Annotated in this window: 13 protein-coding genes and 2 pseudogenes; 8 read left to right on the forward strand and 7 right to left on the reverse strand. The window is 56.5% G+C overall.

The window, feature by feature from the left end; all coding sequences use genetic code 11:
* Positions 1 to 246 precede the first annotated feature (246 nt).
* The 5 genes and pseudogenes from dcm to OKW26_RS07770 all read left to right on the forward strand — a co-directional run bounded on the left by dcm (position 247) and on the right by OKW26_RS07770 (position 4373).
* Complete coding sequence (gene dcm / locus OKW26_RS07750; protein WP_429353166.1) at positions 247 to 1593, forward strand: DNA (cytosine-5-)-methyltransferase; 1347 nt, start codon at positions 247 to 249, stop codon at positions 1591 to 1593.
* A pseudogene (locus tag OKW26_RS07755) lies at positions 1578 to 2552 on the forward strand (IS701 family transposase); the annotation flags it as partial. The gene dcm and the pseudogene OKW26_RS07755, both read left to right, overlap by 16 nt.
* Before the next feature lie 246 nt (positions 2553 to 2798).
* On the forward strand, positions 2799 to 2978 hold the full coding sequence (locus tag OKW26_RS07760; protein WP_429353167.1) for a hypothetical protein: 180 nt from the start codon (positions 2799 to 2801) through the stop codon (positions 2976 to 2978).
* 292 nt (positions 2979 to 3270) lie between these two features.
* Positions 3271 to 3651: a response regulator gene (locus OKW26_RS07765; RefSeq protein WP_429353168.1), complete on the forward strand. Its 381-nt coding sequence runs from the start codon at positions 3271 to 3273 to the stop codon at positions 3649 to 3651.
* Positions 3652 to 3674: 23 nt separating this feature from the next.
* Complete coding sequence (locus OKW26_RS07770; RefSeq protein WP_429353169.1) at positions 3675 to 4373, forward strand: response regulator transcription factor; 699 nt, start codon at positions 3675 to 3677, stop codon at positions 4371 to 4373.
* A gap of 655 nt (positions 4374 to 5028) precedes the next feature.
* Here the strand turns inward: OKW26_RS07770 and OKW26_RS07775 are convergent.
* Both OKW26_RS07775 and OKW26_RS07780 read right to left on the reverse strand, forming a co-directional pair.
* Positions 5029 to 5256, reverse strand: coding sequence for a hypothetical protein (locus tag OKW26_RS07775; protein WP_429353170.1), 228 nt, complete (start codon positions 5254 to 5256; stop codon positions 5029 to 5031).
* Positions 5257 to 6257: 1001 nt separating this feature from the next.
* The gene (locus OKW26_RS07780) at positions 6258 to 11765 is read right to left on the reverse strand and encodes a trifunctional serine/threonine-protein kinase/ATP-binding protein/sensor histidine kinase (RefSeq protein WP_429353171.1); all 5508 of its coding nucleotides are present in this window, start codon (positions 11763 to 11765) and stop codon (positions 6258 to 6260) included.
* A 1737-nt stretch (positions 11766 to 13502) separates the two neighbouring features.
* Between OKW26_RS07780 and OKW26_RS07785 the strand changes: the two are divergent.
* The 3 genes and pseudogenes from OKW26_RS07785 (at position 13503) to OKW26_RS07795 (ending at position 16338) form a co-directional block, all read left to right on the forward strand.
* Positions 13503 to 14287 (forward strand): annotated as a pseudogene (locus OKW26_RS07785) (IS5 family transposase).
* A 570-nt stretch (positions 14288 to 14857) separates the two neighbouring features.
* The gene (locus tag OKW26_RS07790; protein WP_429353172.1) at positions 14858 to 15283 is read left to right on the forward strand and encodes an organic hydroperoxide resistance protein; all 426 of its coding nucleotides are present in this window, start codon (positions 14858 to 14860) and stop codon (positions 15281 to 15283) included.
* 26 nt (positions 15284 to 15309) lie between these two features.
* Positions 15310 to 16338 carry an alpha/beta hydrolase gene (locus OKW26_RS07795; protein WP_429353173.1) on the forward strand — a complete coding sequence of 343 codons (1029 nt, stop codon included), beginning with the start codon at positions 15310 to 15312 and terminating at the stop codon, positions 16336 to 16338.
* A gap of 126 nt (positions 16339 to 16464) precedes the next feature.
* Here the strand turns inward: OKW26_RS07795 and OKW26_RS07800 are convergent, their stop codons facing one another.
* The 5 genes from OKW26_RS07800 to OKW26_RS07820 form a co-directional block, all read right to left on the reverse strand.
* On the reverse strand, positions 16465 to 17796 hold the full coding sequence (locus OKW26_RS07800) for an MFS transporter (RefSeq protein ID WP_429353174.1): 1332 nt from the start codon (positions 17794 to 17796) through the stop codon (positions 16465 to 16467).
* A gap of 34 nt (positions 17797 to 17830) precedes the next feature.
* The gene (locus OKW26_RS07805) at positions 17831 to 19327 is read right to left on the reverse strand and encodes an N-acyl-D-amino-acid deacylase family protein (protein WP_429354192.1); all 1497 of its coding nucleotides are present in this window, start codon (positions 19325 to 19327) and stop codon (positions 17831 to 17833) included.
* Between the two features lie 193 nt (positions 19328 to 19520).
* On the reverse strand, positions 19521 to 20417 hold the full coding sequence (locus OKW26_RS07810; protein WP_429353175.1) for a LysR family transcriptional regulator: 897 nt from the start codon (positions 20415 to 20417) through the stop codon (positions 19521 to 19523).
* Entirely contained in the window at positions 20398 to 20832 is a 435-nt protein-coding gene (locus OKW26_RS07815; RefSeq protein WP_429353176.1) for a hypothetical protein, read from the reverse strand. Before OKW26_RS07815 ends, OKW26_RS07810 begins: the two co-directional genes overlap by 20 nt.
* A gap of 709 nt (positions 20833 to 21541) precedes the next feature.
* Positions 21542 to 22087, reverse strand: coding sequence for a sigma-70 family RNA polymerase sigma factor (locus OKW26_RS07820; protein WP_429353177.1), 546 nt, complete (start codon positions 22085 to 22087; stop codon positions 21542 to 21544).
* Positions 22088 to 22685 lie beyond the last annotated feature (598 nt).

The following is a 22685-nucleotide window of genomic DNA, read 5'->3' on the forward strand; positions in this document are numbered from 1 at the left end:
AACTCGTCGTCCCACTCATTACAGATTCTTCTTTCGAGACCATGATGGAGGTTGTCCTATCGGAAAACTACCTCATTGCCATTTCTTATGCATTTAAGAATCTGCTTGCGCGCGTCGCCAGGACGCGCGCATGGCAGGGTTAAAACTCTTTGACGCGACGCCATCGTTCCAGCCGACAAAACGTATCTGAGAGAGCAATAAAACTGGTCGCAATACCTGTTTCCTCTAACAGAAGTAGGAAACAGGATGTCCGAAAGCAACACCGCAAAACTTTATACCGCCGACCTCTTCGCCGGAGTCGGCGGATTCCGATTGGCGCTCGAGTCAGTCCACGGTACGCCGTTCGAATTCAGTCTAAGTTGCCAATGGGAGCCGTCGACGCGGGTCCAGCACGCGAGCATGGTCTACCAGAAGCACTGGGCAGGGGGAGTTCATCTCAATGACGATATCCGGTCGGTTTTGTCGTCCGAAGAGGGGCGCGCGCTGGTGAGGGATTCCAAAATTGACGTCATCTGTGCGGGATTTCCATGTCAAGACTATTCAGTCGCAAAGCCGCTATCGCACTCACAAGGGCTTGCTGGCAAGAAGGGCGCGTTGTGGTGGTCCATCGCACAACTCCTGCAGCAGCGGAACGACGACAATCGCCCTGTCCAGTATTTGGTGCTCGAAAACGTCGACCGACTGACTTCGAGCCCCGCTGGCAGCCGAGGGCGGGATTTCGCGGTGATTTTGTCGACGCTCAGGGCGTTGGGCTACGCGGCTGAGTGGCGTGTGCTCAACTCAGCGGAATACGGTGACGCACAGCGCCGCAAGCGCATTTATATCTGTGCATATCACGAGTCTACGGGGATTTACCAGAAGCTGCGTACGGCCGCGTCGATGTCAGGGCGAACGCCGCTCCCTCAAACTTTACTATACAGCGCATTCCCATGTAATTTGATGAACGCTTTGGACGCCATGCAACCTGCGTTGTCGGTCCTCCCGGAACCGCTGAACGAACAGTTAGCCTACCGGCCTCTCTCAAACGGGCGCTCGCGCTTTGGCAATATTGGCCTGATGCTCGAAGGGGCTGTTTACACGTGCGCTGCAAAGGCTGCCTCCATCACGGATTTCACGCAGTTCACGGGACACCACGACGCGCTCACGCTGGGTGATGTAGTCAGGCAGACTGGCCCGGTTCCGTCTGCGTTCTATATCAAGCCGGAGGACGAGTCGCGCTGGCTTCACGCAAAAGCTGCAAAAGTCGCGCCTCGGAATGCGAATGGCTTCGAGTACAACTATTCCGAGGGAGCGATGAGTTTCCCGGATTCGCTCGACCGGCCAAGTCGGACAATCATTACGTCGGAAGGGGGTACTACGCCGTCGCGTACAAAGCACTCAGTGCGAGACTCTTCCGGACAACTTCGACGCCTCACTCCGGAGGAGCTTGAGAGCTTGAACGGGTTTCCGCGCGGCTTTACAGAACTTCATGGTGTCAGTGATGCCACTCGAGCCCGGTTGATGGGTAACGCGCTCGTCGTGTCGATGATTCGCCGGATTGGTGAGGCCTTGAACTCAGAGCATCAGAAGTGCCTCTGCATTCGGTCGGTGTAGCGCGGCAATACTGCGGGCAACTGGGCAAACGGGATAACTGCCAAATCGCCGTGAGCCTGTCGATTGCGACGCAACGCGGGAGCCTGCCAATTGCCTGGCAGTTGTACGTCCCCAAGGAATGGATTGACGACTGGGAACGAGCGCGTCGTGCGGGCATTGCCGGTGATCTCACCTTCGAGTCCAAGCCACACATTGCGCTGGCCCAACCTCGCGAGACGATAGCATCCGACGTTGCACCGGGCGTCGTGCTGGCCGAGGCCGGGTACGGCGACGAAACCGCTTTGCGGGAGGCTGTAACTGGAGTGGGTTTGTTGTACGCAGTAGGGATCCGGCCGGGCACCTCAGTGTGGGCACCCGGTACGGCGCCGCTTCCGCCCAAACCCTGGAGCGGGCGCGGCAAGCCACCGACATTGTTGCGCCGTGCGCCCGACCACGAGCCGATCGCCGTGAAGGAACTGGCCATGCAATTGCCCATGAACGCCTGGCATCCGTAACCTGGCGCGAAGGCAGCAACGCAGCACTTTCCTCACGCTTTGCCGCCGTACGGGTTCGTCCCGCACATCGCGACTACTGGCGAAGCACCGTTTGCGACGAAGAATGGCTGCTTATTGAATGGCCCGATGGCAATACGGAGCCGCTCAAATACTTTCTCGCTGCCGCCCCCAAGGACGCAGCACTTGAGCAGCTTGGGTTCGTGACCAAAATGCGCAGGCGCATCGAGCGCGACTATCAGGACCTGAAACAGGAGTTCGGGCTTGGTCGTTATGAAGGGTGAGGCTGGCGTGGCTTTCATCACCACGCCACACAGAGTAACGCTGCGTATGGTTTTCTGATGGCTCAGCGACTCCGAATGCAATCAGATGGACGCGATAAAAAAACTTCCCTGAACGCGCGCTGCTTGCCCTTCCCCGGATTACATCCCCCGGGGTAGTCCAGCGGGCTCAACGCCACATTCCTGATTTCATCACTACTTTGCGCATCCTGCCTGGACTGAGGCTCATGCAACGATGGCTCCGGTGCACGGCGATAGGGCGCGCAACTAATTATGTGACACAGTAAGACTAGGCGGCGTTGCCGGTCCCGTCGAGCTCGCCGGGCCCACCCGGAATACGCTCTCGCTGCCTGCCATCGCCCTCGACGAAGCACCGCTTGTGGGAAATGTGCTGCGCGGAGTCGCCCCCGGTGACCGTGCTCGGCACGATGCGATGGAATTAAGCCAAGAGGAGTTACGTCAGATCATTGCGGGTGTGAACTATCGCGGCGACAGCGCTCACTTTACCGTGAAGGATTCCAGTGCGGGATTTGCCGGTTCTAACGCCGAACGCTTGCTTGATGCATCTTTCTGCGACGAAGCCGAATGGCATAAGCATCGGACTATCAGTTAGCGCCTGTGATCGTAGAAGCTCATGGCGGCTCATTGTTGCCAGCAAAATGCGGCGAGGGGGCGCGAGGTCCGGGTTCGGGGTCCGATGCCCAAACCGACTTTCAGAAGACGATTCAGGCTCGTATCCTGCAGAAGTATCAAATCCAACACTATAGACTCATAGACACGGCAGTCATCGAGGGCTACTTTGATGCTTTGAAGAGAGCAGTGCGGTATTCAAGGTTGCTGCGAAGCGACATTTCTTGGGCTGACCTGGAGCTGATGGTTGCTCCGGTGCTTCATGCGAGTACGCGATGACAACACGGCTACTTGTGTCCGTGGTCGACGACGACGAATCGGTACGTGAGGCTCTCCCTGATCTGGTACGAGAATTAGGGTTCGATTCGCGTGCGTTCGCGTCGGCGGAGGCGTTTCTAGATTCGGATTCCCTGGTGCAAACAGATTGCCTGATTCTGGATTTGATGATGCCAGGAATGGGTGGTCACGGCTTAGCAATCAAACTGAAGGAGCAGGGTTTTCAAATTCCGATCATTTTTATAACCGCTAACCGTACCGAAGCCGCGCGCGCTCAGATAGCTGGCAGCGGAGGGATAGCACGTCTTTACAAACCTTTCAGCGACGCCGAACTCTCGGATGCGCTAGTGCTGGCTGCCAAGGGATGCAGGAAGGTCTAGATTCTTGTGATTTGGAGAGGATCATGAACAGGATGTTGACAGGCGGACAAAGTGTACTGTCGTCCCGGCCCCAGACACCGCCGCCGACGGTGTACGTAGTGGATGACGATATTGCCATTCGAGAGTCGATTGAATCGCTCCTTAACGATGACGGATTCACAGTAAAGAGCTTCGTCAGTGCGAGCGCATTCCTTGAGCATCCTTACGTCTTTGGACCTGGATGCCTGTTGCTGGACATCGTTCTTCCAGGATTAAACGGCTTGGAGCTGCAGAAGTCGCTTGCTATGGAGCGGCCAGAAATGCCGATTATTTTTATCACGGGGTTGGGAGATGCTCCGACCGTTGTTAAGGCGATGAAGGCGGGCGCAGTCGAGTTTTTAACGAAGCCGTTCGACGATGTCACGCTACTTGGGGCGATCAGAGCTGCCATCGAGCGTAGCAAGACTATGGTACGGAGCGAGAGGCGAAAAGCGACCATTCGGGGACGATATCGTGAACTCACCCGTCGCGAGCGGGAGGTATTCCTGCTCGTCCTTGAGGGATTGTTAAATCGAGAAGTTGGTGAAATCTTAGGAATTAGCGAAATTACGGTAAAAGCGCATCGTGGTCAGGTAATGAGAAAGATGGAAGCCGATTCTCTTGCGGAACTGGTCCAGATGGCGGGAGATGCTGGGATATCGAAAGAGGAGGTTGCTTTTTGGCGCGAACCGGCTCACACATAAGAGCGTAAGCCGGCTAAAGAAATTTAACATAGCGATGCGGTACCGCTTGTGCTGTCTGGTTGATGACGATCTAAGGCCCCGCACCATTGTGGACCACATAATCGCCGATACTAATACAATGAGCGATGCCTCAAAGCGTTTCTGCATCGGCACCATCCGATAGACGGCGCTATTTTTTGGACTTCTAGTGGGAGCATTTGGCCTGAATTCTCCTTTCTGGGCTGCGCGACGTCCTATTGGCTTTCCACGTTGGACCACCCCAAGGAGCTCGAAACGCGCTGGGAATCCTCCGGAGAAGTCAAAGTTGAGAGTCCGCCGAAAGAATGCTCAACGGCGGATTCCAGTCGCGATGCCAAGCCCCACTTATGCCACTCCACACGACCACGGTGTCATATAGCGCTGCCGAGTTCAGGAGTTTCTGCCTCGCCGCGTCGCCAACGCCATCGAGTTCGAGATCTGTCGGAGCATTCCCGGTTGCAGGAGCTACACATCCCGGTAGGTCAGGCTCGTCGACAAGCGCGATGTCGCCACCTACGGCTTTCATTTTGTCCACCGCATCGGCGCGCCGGGCAACGTTAGCCGTCTTAATGTCGCGAGTTTTTGTTATCACGATTGCCGCGCGGCCGACAGACGAATTAGCAGCATTCTGTGTCAGCTAGTCTCCGGCATTGAGCTGCATGAATTTCGCCATAATCGAATTGGCAGTTGCAAGATTGATCCCGCGCATCGAGAGTTGATTGAGTTCGGTGTCTGGTAGCGGACGCAGATAATCTTCTTTCGCTTTCACCTGCTCAATCCATGAGCGTGTGACCACCGGAACGAGAGTGCGTTCACCTTCCGTCAGGTGTTCGATGTTGTGACCTTGGGCAGAAAAGCGTCCCACGCCTTGAGCGCCGGGAACATGCGGCAGCGAAGGCGGGTTGCCGTAAATTCTAGCGATCGCTTACGACGGGTCTACAAGATTGCGTCCGGTACATTTCGATACTTTGGTCCAATTGCACTGGGCGTGAACCCAGAGCTTAATAGGTTCAACAGCGTCGACTGCTGATGTCGACGGAGCTGTAAGGCCGCTAGTGTCCTGAGCTAGAAGTTCGCATGGAGGGCCTGCAAGATGGTACCCGCCGAAATGTCTTTGCATTGTCTTATCGAGAAATGGTTTGGGCCGACTTCGGCGATGCCAGTTCGTATAACCAGAGTCAGTCGAAACTCTACTAAAAGACGGTGCGTACGCGTCGAACGACCCCCGGTCTCCATAGTTTTCTTCCGTCATGGTGACGGTAACTGGTACCTGTTTCCACCTCCGGCTGAACGTCCAGCGATGCGCGTTTCGCTATTTGCGGCGTGAGTGAGATATCGGCGGGGCAAGAATGTGTCGGGGTTTCACGTGCAGGGCTTTTTTCATTCTCGCATCCAGTGAGGAGAATAACTGTAAGGGCAACGAAGCTGCTCTCGCGATAACAATGAACTTTTAACTCATGACACGTGAGCGTTGCTCGAGCACCGTTTGGACCGATGGCGCCCAAATAGACGCAGTGGAGCCCCAAAACGAGTGGGGGAGAATACGTTGCCACCTGAGATAGCAACAGCAGCGAGGCGAACGCGGAAAGGTACCCCCCAATCAAGCCATCGAGTTTCGGCGAGAACGCGAAAATCTGGCATGTGAACCAGGTGTCTTGATCTCTCGGCAGGCTCTGGAATACGGGCTCAATACGAACCTGTTGTTCGGATCGCGTCGTGCCCATCAAGCAGGACAGTATGAGCCGCGTACCAAGATTACCGCGAGAGAGTGCCTTCTTCGGTATTTGAGCAATCCTACGATCATGCTCGCTCAAGGCCTCCGCCGCGACTGGGAGGAGCGGCGATCTTACTTCTTCGAAGACATGGTCACAACGATGCACTTGTGAAGGACGGGACGGTAAATTGAAAAATTGCTCCACGAGGTAAATTAGCACTCGCCCACAGCCTGCCACAATGTGCATCGACAATCGATTGGCAGATCGATAGCCCCATTCCTAGACCTGAAGGCTTCGTAGTGTAAAAGGGAGTGAAGAGCTGTTCGAAGCTTTGAGGTGCAAAGCCTGTCCCTGAATCAGATACTGATACGAGCACGTGGTCAGCATCTGCTTTGTGTGCGCTAATACTCAACTGGCGATCGTCGTCGCTTACGTTCCTCACTGCCTCAAGCGCGTTGATAGTCAAGTTAAGAAGAACCTGCTGCAACTCAACGCGATCTCCCTCAATTAATGGCAAGTCTTCTCCGAACGTCGTCTTGACTGAAGCACCACTCTTGACTGCTTCCATCTGGATTAGTTCGACTACCTCGCTGATTGCGTCTGCGATGTTTACCATTTCCTTTCGATGAGGGGCCTTTTTGACAAGCTCGTGAACACGGCTAATCACATTGCCTGCCCGCTTACTGTCCCTGAGCATGCGGTTGATTGTTTGTCGAGCTGCCTCGAGGTCAGGAGGCTGCGCACTGAGTTTCCGCAATGCCGTGTTACCGTTTATCACAGTGGCGGTTATTGGTTGGTTCACTTCGTGAGCAATTGAAGCCGCAAGTTGTCCCATCGTAGCGACGCGGTTGGCGTGCGCCAACTCCGCAAGTACGTCTCGGTACCGCTGCTCATTGTGGCGTGCTTCTTCTTCTGCACGTTTGCGTTCAGTGAGATCAAGCACAAAGGCGATACATTCGTTTCGACTCGCCTCGAAGGTCGCAAAACCAACTATAACCGGCACACGGCTACCATCCTTCTTCATGAACTCGTCTTCAAAAGGCTGGACCGACCCTGATTTCCGAACGTCACTGAAGGCCCGTTCGTTGGCTTCGATCCGCTCCAACGGCGTGAGATCTCGCCAGCACATATGTCCCGAAGCCATATCCTCGCGATCGTACCCCACAATCTGGAGAAACGCGTCATTTGCCTCGAGCATGATTCCGCTTGTATCCCATACACAAATTCCGATGATGTTGGCGTCAACAAGACGGCGAATCTTCGATTCGCGTTCTGCGAGATCACGATACAGACGGGCATTTTCAAGCGCGATTGCAGCTTGCGAAACCACCAGCTTCAGTATGGCGATCCGTGATGGACTGAACACATGGGCGGTCAAACTATTTTCGAGATATAGCGCGCCAATTAGTTTTCCTTGGTTCATCAGTGGGAGACATAAAATCGAACGGGCGCTATGTTGGCAGATGTAAGGATCTGTAGCGAACGGAGACTCTGCTGACGCATCATCGAAGATCACGCTCTCCTTGGTCCGTAAAACATGAAATAAGACCGATTCAGGCAGCAGCGTCGCGCTCAAGGAGATATCCCGTAACTCTAGGCTGATTTCGCTTCCACCGGTGGTCGCCTGCGCTGCAACCCAATGTTCGCTGCGCTCGCATAATATCAACAGACCACGCTCGGCGCCGGCTTGCTCGAGAGCTGTACTCATAACCATACCGATCAGCTTTTCTAGCACTAATTCGCTCGAAACGGCCTGCGATACCTTCATCACGGTCGCTACGTCTAGGTGTTCAACTGGTGTCGCAATCGTGCTTGTCGGCGCCGTTGCGGACAGCTGTGTTCTAAGGTATGGGTAATCTCCTTCAAGTTGTCGAACTTTGCCGTCAGCGCGCCATCGCTGATATCCGTAATGGGCATCGCGTAAGTAGACACGAGCAATTTTTTCGAGGCCGAGATCTGCATAAAAACGCGCCGCTACTTCGTTCGCGAGGGATTCGTTGTGAAGAAATCCGCTTTGTTGCGCAGAGCGGATAGCCTCGTCGAAAAGCAACTCGGCGTCGGCAATGCGATTCTCAATGCGGGCAATCTCGGCACCCACCAACGCAGCACGGTCCGCGAAGTTCTCGGCGCAGTTCTGGGCCCAGATTTGCAATTGCCCGTGATGCGCGACAATCTCCCTCAACTGTTGCGCGCGCTCTTCAATTGGAGCAAGTCGCCATCGAGCGGCTAGAGCCAGGGCGCGATAGAAGTGGTATTCGACCTCCTCGAGGAAGCATGTGGAGCTCCAGAGCAGCGGCTGTGCTTTCGTGGCGGCGTCGATTGCCGCCGCATAGTCACCAGCGACATAGCGTGCTTGTAGCTTTCGAATCCAATACCAACACGCAGCGAGCGCGAATTCGGAGTTTTCCGATAAGCGGCGCTCGTTCGTGACTTCGTCGAACTGTCCATCGTCAAGGTGACCGAATTTTGACGTTAGGCCACGCAGCATGCGGATTAGCGCCAGCTGCGTGGAAATCAAATCAATTACCAAGCCGAACTTCACTTTTCGCGCGAACGCAAGACCGTGTTCAACTTCCTGCTGTGCGTCAATCAGAGGTTCTCCAGCGAAAATAAGATTCGATCCTCGATCGTTGCCTGTATAGGCCGCATACTGGAGGTCACCGATGCGGTTCGCTGCCTCGAATGCGCGGTCCTGCACGGCACGGCAGGTGCGCACGTGCTGCATCCAGCGCAGCACGAAGGTGGCAAAGGCAAGATACGTACTTGGTGCGAAACGCTTGAAACCCCGCTTTTCAACGAGGTCATAGCCCAACTGACCGTATTGGAATCCGGCGCGGTAGTCACCAAAACGCGGACCGGCGATTCTGTTGAGCATGACGTATGACAGACAAGAAGCATCACAGTTGCCGTGCTCGATACTAAGGCTGACTGCCTTGCAATTCACCATCGCAGCTAAGTTCGCATCTGTGAACATGGCTGGCGCAGAAAGCTTGCTCAGCACCTCGACAGTCGCGAGGGGAATCGCGCCTTCCATCAACGGCAAATTGATCAGATCTTTAATGGCTCGGCCGGCAATTAAAGAGCCAATTCGATCGTATTCACGTCGCACCTCCTCGTCACCCGGATGTGGTAACCAATCTATACCTACACGTCGCAAATACCCGAGGCACGCTGCAACGGCGCGCCCGCTCTCGTCTAGGGTCGTGCAGACGTCCGCATGGAGGCACGCGATACTTGCTTGTTCGATGGTGGCAATTGCCCTTTTCGATAGCGACTTTAATCGCTCGTCAGCGGCTCTCGGATTGCCGGTTAAGAGCTCGCAGGCCGCGCGATTGAGTTCGAGAGCAAACATCAGTTCATGCTGGGTGTCCCACCCCTCATCTGCGAGGAGTTCTGCGCCGGCGGCGAGGTAACCGAGTGCGAAGGTGTAAGCCGTTGACGCTCGCGCTCGCTCGCCTGCGAGCAGGTTGAATCTGGCCAGTTGCTCCCGCTCTTCGCGGTCCTCAATCAGTTGTGCGCCGCGATTGAGTTGGCCTACGATTTCGAAGATTGCTTCCTCTCGCTGCACCGGCGGCGTTGCTGCGGCGAGCAGTCGTCCGGTTCTCAGATGGGCCTCGGCGCGCAACTCTCGGGGAATCAGTGAGTAAGCGGCCTCCCGAATTCGGTCGTGAGCAAATCTATAAATATCGCCTCGGCGTTCAACCAATTCCTGCAAGATCGGTTCCCACAACGCCTCATGAACCCGGGCTTCGTGGATATCAAGGACCGTTGAAAGCGTATGGATGGATGCGGCACTGCCTAGGCAGGCAAGCTGCTGTAATGCGCGCTGCGCCTCGACTGGCAAGCGGCCTAGCTTTCCCAACATTAACGCAACGACGTTATCCGTGTAGCACTTGGCATGGATACGATCCGAATCCCATTGCCAGTGTCCCGTATCATGATCAAACGTAAGCAAATCCTCGTCGGCGAGCACATGAAGGAACTGGATAGCGAAGAATGGATTGCCTGCAGTCTTTCCTTGTATCAATTGTGCCAGTGGTTCGACATGTACCGGCTCGCTGTGAATAGCGTCAGCAATTAGTTGTCGTAGATGTGTAATAGTGAGCGGAGATAGCGTTATATCACTAACCTTGACGCCTCTCGAACGGATCAGCTGAAGCTTCTCTAAGAGGGGGTGCCTGATACCGACTTCACTGTCACGGTATGCGCCGATCACTAACAAGTAATGCAGGTCCAGGTTGGTCAACAGGTCCGCAAGCAAGTCAAGAGTTGCAGTGTCGAGCCAATGCAAATCGTCGAGAAAAAGCGCAAGTGGATGTTCGGCTCGAGCAAAAACACCGATGAAACGCCGGAACACCTCCCTGAAGCGGCGCTGCACTTGCTGCGCGCCTAGTTCCGGAAGTGGTGGTGGCTCGCCAATGATCAACTTCAGTTCCGGCACCAGATCGGTCACCAATCGGGCGTTGACATCCAGGGCCGTCAAAAACGCAGCTCGCCAGTCTTCCAGCTGCGTGTCGGGCAGGCCAAGAAGTGGTCTTATCAAGCCTTGAAATGCCTGCGCTAGCGTCGAATACGGGATTTCTCGTTTGTATTGATCGAACTTTCCGGCGGCGAAAAGGCCACGTGGCGGCACTAGCGTTCTGTGCAGCTCGTTAACAACTGAGGACTTTCCGATACCAGCATAGCCGGACACAAGCACCAACTCCGGCACACCGCTGCTGACCACCCGATCGAACGCGCCAAGCAGAATATCGACTTCACGCTCCCTCCCATAGAGCTTCTCATGGACTAACAATCGGTCGGGAGTGTCGCGCTCGCCCAGCGGGAAGGTCTCAATACGGCCTTGATACTGCCACATGGTGAGACACTTCAGCAGATCGTGCTCGACGCCTGCCGCCGTCTGGTAGCGGTCTTCCGGCGTCTTGGCCAGCAGCTTCATTATGATGTGGGAAACTGCGGCAGGAACTCCGTCGAAGCGCGTGCTAGGTGGAACCGGCCTCCTAGCTATATGGCAGTGGATCCACTCCATCGAGTCGATTGCAGAAAACGGGAGAGCGCCCGTCGACATCTGATAGAGCGTAACGCCAAAGGCATACAGGTCGCTACGTGAATCGATTGAGCGATTCATCCGGCCGGTCTGTTCGGGCGCCATATATGCCAGTGTGCCGGAAATGGTCTCGAGTGGATCAGGTGATTTGCGCTCACGCGGCAACCGCGAGGCGAGTCCGAAACCGGTTAGCCGCGCATGGCCGTCGACGCAATCCACCAAAATATGAGCCGGCTTCAGGTCTTTATGTACGAGACCGCGCTGGTGCAGTCGGTTTATCGTTGCAGCAACGCTTACGGCGATGCACAAAAATCGATGGATCTGCACAGGTGCATCGAGCATTTGCGCGAGTGGCATACCGCCTGGATCATCATATACGAGCGTGACAGGACCGCCTTGGCTCAGCAACTCAAGCGGACGGACCGCCCAATCATTGTCGAGCTCGCCACGCAGATCGTACTCGTGATTGAAGCGGTCAAGGCACGCGGGTGATGGGTGTTCGGCAGTGGGCCATGCAAACAACGCGGGTTGACAATCGCTGTTGCGCGAATAATAGCCTCGACCGAGGGCGCGCTCACCATCGTCCCACAGGATCTGGACCTTATTATCCATCGATGCTGGGGCTCCATTGGGACGAAGCATTACTACCTACCGCGACGGGGCAACATCTCGTCGCCGGTTTTGACGACATGTACGCCAATCCATACGACCCGACGCGACCGCTAAGGCGATGCGGACCACGTCCCGGAGACATGCGAGCACGCTTGCTTCAGTATATACAAACCGCGAACACGTGCTCTGCGTCGTCAATCGAGATGTGGTCGACCGAGCGCAACTGTTCTATCGGTTTTTGACTTGTGCAACAGACTAAATCAGTGGATTATGGGTGAAATCCATGCATCATCTAACCGCTAAATCTTATCGACTGCAAACGGGTCATCGCCGCGTGTACCCATGTCATACGCGAAAGCGCGCTAGATTGCCAGACCGACCGACGACAGAAGCCTTGCCGGGTCTAATATCACATGAATATGAAGGTGAGAGCGTGATTTTCCGTCTGACGCGAGTTCTTTCCCGTACAGCTAGGCCATAAGCGACGCCGGCTGGGCGTGGTTCGGGAGATGATTGCAGTGATTCGGCTGTCTGTTACGTTGGCTGCCGGTCCACGCGTAAGCCAACAGCATCAGCGCGACGAGCTCCGATGCTCGCCTGAAGCATAAAAACCTGCCACTGGCGAAGTCGCTGGCGCCCCGCAGGCGCGAGCTCCTCGTCGAACCGACTTCGCTTGCCTTTGACAAACTGTTGGTCGAGCTCAATCCAGTCGCGGTAGCCATATATCCGAGCAGTGACTGCATATGCGCAGGCGAGGGTAGCTGATGTAACTGGGCTTGAGCGAAACTCGGACCAGCGAGAGGCATCAGCCGTTGAAGGCGCGGTATTGGCTTTTCGTACCGCTAGGTAGCCACTGTGAATCAGCGCAAACTCGTCGCTTTCGCGCTCCGGTAGCGGCGCGCTATGATCCCAGCCGCTGAAATCGACCGGAGCTAAAGGGCGACGCGGATTGGCCGATAAACAGGGTATGAGCCAAACACGCACAGACTGGAATCGGGTGAACGTGGAACTGCAAGCCGTGGCGCGAGCTCTCGGATTGCGTACTCCCGTTCGAGGAATGAACATGTCGGAGGCGACAGGTGAATTTGAATCGTCTCTTCGTGTGCCGACAGACGAGCACATCACGCGGGAGACGATTGCTGATCTGCTCAGACTCCTAGGGAAGACCGAATCGAAGAAGGCGCACTGATCCTTGGCCGCAGTACGTCCTCTGGCACGAAGCACCTGGCTGGATGCTTCGCGCTCGAGTTGGCGCAGTTACGACCTGTCAACGCGCGCCGTCTGCGCGACTGAGGTCGTCTCCGAGCGTGAAGAGCGCACCTTCGATGCGTCGAAGGTCATCATCTCCTGCGCACCATGCGGCGCCTGGCGCGTCCCTGGCGGCCGCGACGACCCAGTTTGCCATTAGATTTACGCGCGCCCATTCGCCCGAACCATACGGGCCGTCCGTGAGCCGACCGAAGTTGTACGGTCCAGCGGGCGGATTCCTGAGTCTGCCGCTACCTTCGCGGGAAGCCCATCGGAAACGAAGTTTCTCAAGGACAAGGCCGGGCCGCTCATTCTCTGGCTTGCGCTCAAGGAACTTGCGCGCCAAACATCCCAAGCCGTCACCAACGCGCCCGTCGTAAATGAGGTGCTCGGGAAGCGCGATTACAGGCCCTAACAAAATGAGTCCGGGGGCTTTTTACTTTCGACGAGTCCTGTTAGCTTGATCGTTGTTTCGACGACGAAAAGGAAATGGCCAAACCCATATTCGACGACGAACTTTGGGCACTCGTCAAACCTTTGCTGCCGCCCCCCAAACCACGGCGCACTCGATATCCGGGGCGTAAGCCGCTCGACGATCGAGCTGTGCTCACGGGCATTCTTTTCATCCGGCAAACGGGCCTGCGTTGGGACCTGCTGCCACGCGAGATGGGCTGTGGCAGCGGCATGAGCTGCTGGCGCCGCCTGTGAGACTGGCAGGCAGCCGGGGTGTGGGACCGATTGCACGCAATTCTGCTTGCGCGGTTACGTGCAGCCGACCAGATCGACTGGGCTCGGGTCATCGTCGACTCATCGTCAATCCGCACCGTGGGCGCAGGTCAAAAACGGGACTGAATCCCACCGACTGCGCGCGATCCGGTTCAAAACGCCACCTCATTACCGAAGCGCAGGGCATCCCGCTCGCGGTGATCTTGACCGGCGCCAATCGCAATGACGTCGCCTAGTTACATGCGTTGGTCGACGCCATCCCGCCCATTGGCAGCAAGCGGGGCCGGCCACTATCGAAACCTGCGGTCGTCCAAGGCGACAGGGTTATCACCACGACAAATCCCGCCGCCCGCTACACGCAGCTGGCATCGCCACTGAAATAGCACGCCGAGGCGAGCCTCGCGGCAGCGGCCTTGGCAACGCGTTGGGTTGTGGAACGAATCGTCGCATGGCTACATAACTTCCGACGACTGCGCATCCGCTTTGAACGCCTCGCATCTATTCACGAAGCTTTCATGAAAATAGCCTGCTGCATCATCTGCTGGTGATGACTGAAGAACTCACTTTGTTAGCCCCTCTTAGTCCAACCTGCGTTCATTTTTGACCAGGGCACACCGTCTTCGTGCGTCCTCGAGAACACGTACAGATTCGGACAGACGGAACTCAATGCCTCCCCGCCGTTGTTGAGCACGTTTAGGAGTTGAGGTCCTAACTCGACTGCTGAGTTCATGTCCGGGACGTAGCTCCGACTCCCCTCGCGGAACGCTCAATGCATCGATCTACGGGCACGCGGTATGGGTGACTTCCATCGCGTTTTCATGCTGCTCGCAAGCTATCGCGGTGCAGTTCGCGCTCGGTGACGCCGTCAAGCTCTAGTTTGTTTCCGAAATTGTCACGTCGGTCGCCACAGCTTTTGCCCAGGAAATCGTGACGTAGCGTGACCCGGTACCGGCAGTACTGAGGGGAGGTGCTATCTCGAGTATGGTGTCGCCCTCAAATCTATCTATCAATAGATAAATAGATTTAACGCGGAAAGTTGTTTTTTTTGGTCGCAATGTCTACGCATGAGTAGATAGACAGCGCGATTGTGTATTGACACTGAATCAAGGAACTCCAACGTGCAGATCGAAAAAGTTCTCTACCGGGCTCACGCCCTTGCAACTGGAGGTCGGGACGGCCAAGTAGTCGTGCCCGCGAGCGGCCTCCAATTCAAGCTGACCACGCCTCGCGAACTGGGCGACGCCGGAGGTCAAGGCGCGAATCCCGAGCAACTCTTCGCGGCCGGCTATAGCGCCTGCTTCCTGGGTGCGATGAAGTTTGTCGCGGCGCGCGACAAGATCGCAATCTCGCCGGATGTTTCGGTTGAAGAGAGTGTCGGCATTGGCGTCATTCCCAACGGCTTCGGCATTGAAGTCGAACTGAAGATCTCGTTGCCCGGCATAGCACGCGATGCGGCACAAGCCCTTGTCGACAAGGCTCACGTCGTTTGCCCGTATTCGAATGCCACGCGCGGCAACATCGATGTAACGCTCACCATTGCTTAACCACTCTGACTAACCGAGGAAAGATCATGAAATCGCTCAAGCCGCTTACCATTGCCGTCCTGCTCGCAGCTCACACTGTCTTTGCCACAGCTGCTGCACCGACGACATCGCCGGGCCCGGACCAGACCACTGCAAACTTTCTCCATGCTTTGAACAGCGGCAAGGGTCCTGCAATCAATACGCTGCCGCCGGCCAAAACGCGTCAGGTACTGGTCGACGCGCAGGACAGCGTCAAGGTCGACCTTTCGGGCATTGACGTGTCGAATCGTACGATCGAAGAAGATGGCATCGGCGTACCGATCACGATCGTGCGCCCTGCAGGCGCGAGCGGCACGCTGCCCGTCTTCATGTTCTTCCACGGCGGCGGTTGGATTCTCGGCGACTTCCAGACACACGAGCGCCTCGTGCGCGATCTCGTCGTGCAATCTGGCGCCGTCGCGGTCTTCGCGAACTACACACCGTCGCCTGAAGCCCGTTACCCTGTTGCCATCAACCAGGCGTACGCTGCGACGAAGTGGATCGCAGAGCATGGCAGTGAAATCGGCGTCGATGGCGCACGGCTCGCCGTGGTCGGCAACAGCGTCGGCGGCAATATGGCAGCTGTCATCAGTCTGATGGCAAAGGACAAGCAAGGACCGAACATTCGCTTCCAGGGACTGATGTGGCCAGTCACCGACGCGAACTTCAATGACGCATCCTACCTCGCGTACAAGAATGGCCATTTCCTGACGCGCGATATGATGGAATGGTTCTGGAATGCTTATACGACAGATCCTGCGCAACGCGCGCAGATCTATGCTTCTCCGCTGCGCGCTTCGGAGGAAGAACTCAAGGGCTTGCCGCCCGCGTTAATCCAGGTCGCGCAATTCGATGTGCTGCGCGATGAAGGCGAGGCTTACGGCAAGAAACTCGACGCAGCAGGCAATGATGTCTCGACGGTCCGCTACAACGGCACGATTCACGACTTCGGCTTGCTCAATGTACTGGCCAATGATGTTCCGACAAAAGCTGCGACGAAACAGCTCGCTGATCAGTTGAAGCTTCGTCTGCAGTAAGCTCGGCAACGCGTATTCCGTGCGGCACATGTCGTACCGCACGGAAGTTGACAATTGGTTGCCTGTTTATGTCCTCATGAAGCGCGGAGCTCGCAAAGAAGACGACGTTGAACAGCAACGCGCCGATTATATGCGCCCCATGAAGCGGCGGGGAATCGCAAGGATTAGCGCGGCAGCACAAAAGAGTGTGAGGGCGAGCAGGGCCACGCCGATTTCAGTGCTTCCGGTCAACCCCTTCAGATACCCCATGATCGACGGCCCGACGAAGCCTGCTATTGCCGCGCCGATGTTCACGAGGCCTGCGCCGCCCGCAGTCGCCTCCCCGCCAAGAATGCGCGAGGGTAGGCTCCAGAACATCGCGAGTGTACTCATGATGCCGGCCACGCCGACAGTCAGGCAAGCGACCGCCAATACAGGATGCGTATGCATGCTCACGCTAGCCAGCAAAGCCACGCCGCCCACGATCACAGGCGCGGCGGTATGCCAGCGACGCTCGCCGCTGCGCACAGAATGCTGCGCGTTCAACAACATCGCCACTGAAGCGACGAGATAGGGAACGGCACTGATCATGCCGATTTCGAAGTTGCTAAGTGCTCCGAGCGCCTTGATCATAGTGGGCATCCAGAAAATCAGCCCATAGTTGCCCACGTTATAGAGGAACGAGGTCGCGAACAGTAGCCATAGCGTGGATTCGCGAAGTGCGGCATGGAGATTGACGCGCTTGCCATCGGCTTCACTGGCCATTTCCTCATGTACCATGCGTTTCTCGGCGCCGTTGAGCCAATGGGCATCGTCAATGCGTTCAGTTACCGTGGCCAGCAGATAGAGACCAAGTAACACCGCAGGCAGCCCTTCAATGAGAAACATCCATTGCCAGCCGCGCAGTCCGAAGCCGCCGTGAGTCGCGTCCATGATCCAGCCGGAGAGCGGGCCGCCGATAACCACGCCAAGCGGCATCGCGAGAAACAGCAGCGCCATTACCCGCGAAAGCCTCCGCGACGGAAACCAGACGCTAAAGTACGCGATCACGGCGGGAAAGAAGCTCGCTTCAGTTACACCGAGCAAGAACCTCAGCGCATAGAATGTGGTCTGGTCACGGGTGGCGAGCATCGCGATGGAGACGAGGCCCCACGCGATCATCGAACCGGCGATACATTTTTTCACGCCGATGGCGCGCACAAGCCAGCCGGCAGGAATCTGCAGCAGCAGATAGCCAACAAAGAAGAGTCCAGCGCCCACACCATATGCAGCATCGGACAGTTGCAGATCGGTCACCATTTGCAACTTCGCGAATCCGACGTTGACGCGATCGAGATAGCCAAAAAAATAGCAGACCAGGATGAGCGGAATGATGCGCAGCGTAAGCTTGTTGTAGAGCGCATCGATGTTTTCGACGATATCAGTGTCGGGCGTGGTGGCCGCTCCCGTATGGTTTGCGGTGCTAGTGGTCGTTATCATGTTTGTCTCCGCCAGGTAAAGTCGAAGGCTCGAGTCAGGCGTGCTCGGGCGAGGTGAACGAAGCGGACATGTTTGCTTTTACGGCATACATCATGTCCTGCGAACGGCGGAGCGCGCGGCCGGGGCGCGAGCCGGTGGGCTGTGCATGTGTCAATACGGCACGACCGTTCACGAACACATGAGCGATGCCTTCCGGGCGCAGTGTCGGCTCGGCGAAAGTTGCGCGGTCTATTACGCGCTCCGGATCGAACACAACGAGGTCAGCGTAATTCCCCACAACGAGATGGCCCCTTCCTTCAATACCAAACTGCTCTGCGGTGAGGCCCGTCATCTTGCGCACAGCTGTTTCGAGCGGAAACAGGCTTCGCGTTCGTGAGAATTCGCCCAGCACACGCGGGAACGTGCCCCACAGGCGCGGATGTGGGCGCGTATCGTTGGGCAGGCCGTCGGAGCCCACCATCGTCATCTCGTGCCGAAAGATGCGCTCGACGTCGCGCTCGTCCATGACGAAATAGATGGCGCCCGCTGGGCTCAGCGCCTCGATCGTAGAATCGACGGAACCTCCGAACATCGGCAGCAGTTCGTGGAAATCCCGTCCTGCAAGTTCCGGATGCGGCTTCGACCACGCGAGCATTACCCGTGATGACTGGTGGATACGATCCGCGCGCAGCATGGTCGATGTAGCTGGATAGGGATGGCAGTCGAGACACAAGGGCTGTTGCGTCCGCTGAACATCGATGCGTGCGAGCGTCTGTCTCGAACGGCCGTGATTCTCCTTGCCAGCAACCTTGTGATGCGAGAGGACAACTCGCACGTCGAGCGCGCGCCCAATAGCGAATGCTTCCTCTAGCGAATCCATGATCTGCGCGGTCTCGTCGCGCAGGTGCGTGGCAAACACGCCACCGGTTTCACGAAGTGGTGCGAACACATCGATGAGTTCCTGCTGGGTCGCGGCGGCAGCGGGCGGATAAAAGGTCCCTGACGACACGCCGTACGCGCCGGCGGCCATCGATTCGCGCACGTCGGCGGCCATCGCTGCAATTTCCTGCGCGTTGGCCTCCCGGCGCAGATCCGCCATGTGGCGCACACGTAGCGTGGAGTGGCCGACCAGCGGTACCGTGTTGACGGCGGCCGGCTCGGCATCGAGCGCGTCCAGATACGCAGCGAAGGAGGGGAAACGAAACGCTTGCCAGGCGCCCAGCAGATCGAGCGGCTGCGGCACTTCGCGGTCTGCGCACAACGGCGCGAGGCTGATACCGCAATTGCCTGCGATCACTGTAGTCACGCCCTGACAGATCTTCGGCTCGACGCTCGGGTCGCTCAGTACGAACGCGTCGTCGTGTGTATGGCTGTCGATGAAACCGGGCGCGACGATCTGCCCTTGGGCATCAATCACTGTGTCGGCTGTGTCGCGTGAGAGATCGCCGATCGCGGCGATGCGTTCACCGAGTACGCCGAGATCGGCGCTGTAACGCGCAGCGCCCGTGCCGTCGATAAGCTCGCCGTGGCGAAGGATGACGTCGTAATGCATGGAAGCTCCTGGCTCCCGCAGCACGATTGCGGCGGGGTGTGCCGGGCCGCGTGTCAGCCGCGCGCTGGATGCCGCGTACGAGCCCGATCAGTCATGCTCGTATCGTCGTTGGCCAAATTGCACGCGTCCAATGCCAGTTTGCTCGCTATTCATGCGCAATCGCTATCAACGTTGGCTGCTGCATCGCATCAATCTACGTCACGATGGCCTTCAGAAGACCACATAGATCGCTGGCCATGCTCGACATTGAGACCGTGCGATGACGTACTATGCCGACCGTCCTCGCGATGGCTGGGCTCGCAAGTGGCACAGCGCACACATCGGGTGAAGCAAGCGCGCCCGCTTTCCCGACCGCGCTCTCTGGCAGAATTGCGCAACCCACGCCAGCAGCCACTAGTGCAGCCACACAGGAAATGTGCTCGACTTCGTAGAACCAGCGTAGTCGCACCGACTCCTGGGCCATGAGCATCTCGAGCAGCAGGCGATTGCCGCTATCGCGCCCACCGATCACGAGCCTCGCGTGGCGCAGATCACCGAGCGTGAGCTGCCCAGCTTTTGCCAGAGGGTCTTCGCGATGCACTGCGAGTACGTAGCGATCCTCGAAAAGTGGCTCGAATTCGAGGTCTTCGTCGTCGCCGGGATGCAGGCTTACGCCGAACTCCGCAAGGCCTGCGCGTACCTGCGAGAGCACGAAATCGTGATTGCCATCGAGTATTTGCACGCCGATATGCGGATATTTGAGCGCGTAGCGCCGCAGCACGTCGGGCAGCAAGCGCGCTACCACGGTGGGAATGCTCGATACGCGCACCTTCCCGTAGCGCTTTTCCGCGATCTCCTGAATGGACGTAAGCATCATGCCGAGCTGCGCGATCTGCTCGCGCGCCATCGGCAGGAATTGTCGACCTACGCCGGTGAGTGCGACGCTGCGCGTGGTGCGGTGAAAGAGTTCGACGCCCAGAGCTTGCTCGAGCTTCTGGATGCGCCGGGACAGGCCTGGCTGGGTGAGGTGCAGCTTTTCTGCCGCACGATGAAACGTGCCGAGCTCCGCGACGGCGACGAAGGCTTCGAGTTCAGAGTTTTCCACTTTCATAGCGCTTTGGCATCAATTCCAAACTGGATGGCATTGGACACCGTATTTTGATCAACGGAATATTCTCGCCGAAAAACAATCCATACGGTGGATTTGCCATAGCAAAGCACACGCACGACAGTCGATCATTTTTCAAACCTGCGAGACCACAATTGGACGAAAGTATTGATTTTTCAACGACAACTTGAGAATTCAACCTAACTCGTCCGCTTTCGGATCGCAGTGTTAGTGTCGAAGACAAATCTGAGTGCAGCGACGACGGCTGCGAGAATGCGGTGCGAGTTTTTGCCGTCACGACGGTTACGATGCTGGCGAAATTTGTTACAGTGACGATGCGTTGACTCGTGAAGTTGAAGATAAACAGAACGAGAAATGCCGGATCGCCTCGCAGATTGCAGCGATCCAACGCCGCCATGTACGCATGCAGGCATCAGCCGGGTGTCTGGCGGCCTCGCTCAACAATCCGTCGAAGACAACGGTATCCCGAATGGCATCGGCAAGGCAGCTAGCTCAGGCCGGACAAACGTTTGGCGGACATCAACGTTCCTCCGCATGACATGCTACTTTTGCGTCTAGATTGAGCGCTGGGCTCATTTCAGGACAGGGGAAGCAGTAACGATGGAGGCAATCGTGCCGAAAGCATACCGGTTGCTTCGCCAGCGAGTCGAAACGTCGTGGATATCAGTTCAAGTATGATCCAGGTGATCGCAACTGTCCTGGTATGGTCAGAAGCAGAATGTTGAACGGGCACATTGTGGGGCCCAGTGTCAGTAGCGGTCGATTTTGTGGTGATGCCATGAAAACGATTTCTACACCTGCCAGTCCTCCTATGTCGACTCACGCGCCTGAGATCTGCTCCGCAGAACAGCATGCGGACCAGGATTGTCTATTCAGACGCTGGTGATACCCGCACCGACGATAAAATCTAAAGAAACGGCTAGTTTCTCAGAACAATGTCGTGTGGATGATGCTAGGAAGACCGGGACGAAAACCAAAAATCACTAGTATCAGCGGGAACATAACCGATCGCTGCAAATGACCGTGCAATGCTGAAAGAGCGCTCTGCACCGGAAGGATTGACTGGCGCGAGATTGATCGCGAGAAGTTCAGCGAGCTCGTTATACTCATGCCGTCCCCCGGATGCGGGCCGTCAGCAACTTGAGTCCGCGATGTACACCCACCTTTACTGCGGACTCGGATAAACCAGTCAATTGTGCCGTCTCTGCCACCGACATGCCCTGCAGCTTCACATGGACAATCGGCAAGCGCTGCTTCTCCGGGAGGTGCTCAAGCAGTTTTCCGATGTCGCGCCGTGCTTCGGATGGCTCGATATCGGAGACTGTGAAAATTCCAAGATGATCATCGAGAGGGTCGTTCAAAGATTCGTGACGAGCGTACGCCCTGAAAAAATCCATTAGCTTATAGCGTGCGATAGCATGCACCCACGCCGTCAACGGCATCTGTGATCTATAAGTGTGTCGTGCGTTATGCACGGCCAGTAAGATCTCCTGGACCAGATCTTCGACATCGTCTTGTAGCAGCGGGATCCGGTTGCGAAGATAAGCCCGCAAGTGGCGTGTTAGCTGATTCAAAAAATCTCTGTAAGCGGTTTCAACGCCGTCCAGTCCACCGATGAATGACTCTCTCAGGCGGGCTTCCATAGTATGCAAGATGACATCCTCGATCTCAAATTCTAACCACCGGAGCTATCTTTGTTCGATTATTTTATAATAATCAAAAGAAGATCTATCCACAGCACGAAGATTATACGCATACGCCACAAAACGAGGGCTTGCTGAGTCAAATTTTTTAGAGAGCGGTTCGGAAATTTCTCTATTTATCCGCCGGAGGATGGACGGGGGAGTTCCAATCATTTCGCACCGACGAAGTAGCGACAATGCGGTAGCCAATCGCGAGAGCGCGGTAGCAATACTAGGCCGGAAACTTGCTCGCAAAGTACTGTACGAGCATCGAGTGTCAGTCGCACTGAGCGGCCTGCTCGTGTCGCTGGTTGGACGCCTGATCGATTTCCACGGCGGGCGTGAATCCCCACGCGCCACTGCGCACGTCGCTGCAGTGATCGTTGATGGACTGGATTTGGCTGCTGATCCAGATGCAGAGACCCGGCCTGTAAGCAAATTCGAACAGGTTCCTGCTAGCCCAAAAAGCACAAGAAGCAGTCCCAGCAGTATTGGGTTGTGCCCTGTGGCACGATCAAATCATACCGAGAAGTAGCTGTAGATGATAAAAGTGCCGGTCTGTGCAAGC

This window comes from Paraburkholderia sp. 32 (genome assembly GCF_050435345.1).
GTDB lineage: Bacteria > Pseudomonadota > Gammaproteobacteria > Burkholderiales > Burkholderiaceae > Paraburkholderia > Paraburkholderia tuberum.

Coding starts and splice junctions, on each gene's coding strand:
- dcm (WP_429353166.1), top strand. CDS start 247: ATGTCCGAAAGCAACACCGCAAAACTTTATACCGCCGACCTCTTCGCC.
- OKW26_RS07760 (WP_429353167.1), top strand. CDS start 2,799: ATGGAATTAAGCCAAGAGGAGTTACGTCAGATCATTGCGGGTGTGAAC.
- OKW26_RS07765 (WP_429353168.1), top strand. CDS start 3,271: ATGACAACACGGCTACTTGTGTCCGTGGTCGACGACGACGAATCGGTA.
- OKW26_RS07770 (WP_429353169.1), top strand. CDS start 3,675: ATGAACAGGATGTTGACAGGCGGACAAAGTGTACTGTCGTCCCGGCCC.
- OKW26_RS07780 (WP_429353171.1), bottom strand. CDS start 11,765: ATGGATAATAAGGTCCAGATCCTGTGGGACGATGGTGAGCGCGCCCTC.
- OKW26_RS07795 (WP_429353173.1), top strand. CDS start 15,310: ATGAAATCGCTCAAGCCGCTTACCATTGCCGTCCTGCTCGCAGCTCAC.
- OKW26_RS07800 (WP_429353174.1), bottom strand. CDS start 17,796: ATGATAACGACCACTAGCACCGCAAACCATACGGGAGCGGCCACCACG.
- OKW26_RS07805 (WP_429354192.1), bottom strand. CDS start 19,327: ATGCATTACGACGTCATCCTTCGCCACGGCGAGCTTATCGACGGCACG.
- OKW26_RS07810 (WP_429353175.1), bottom strand. CDS start 20,417: ATGAAAGTGGAAAACTCTGAACTCGAAGCCTTCGTCGCCGTCGCGGAG.
- OKW26_RS07815 (WP_429353176.1), bottom strand. CDS start 20,832: ATGGCGGCGTTGGATCGCTGCAATCTGCGAGGCGATCCGGCATTTCTC.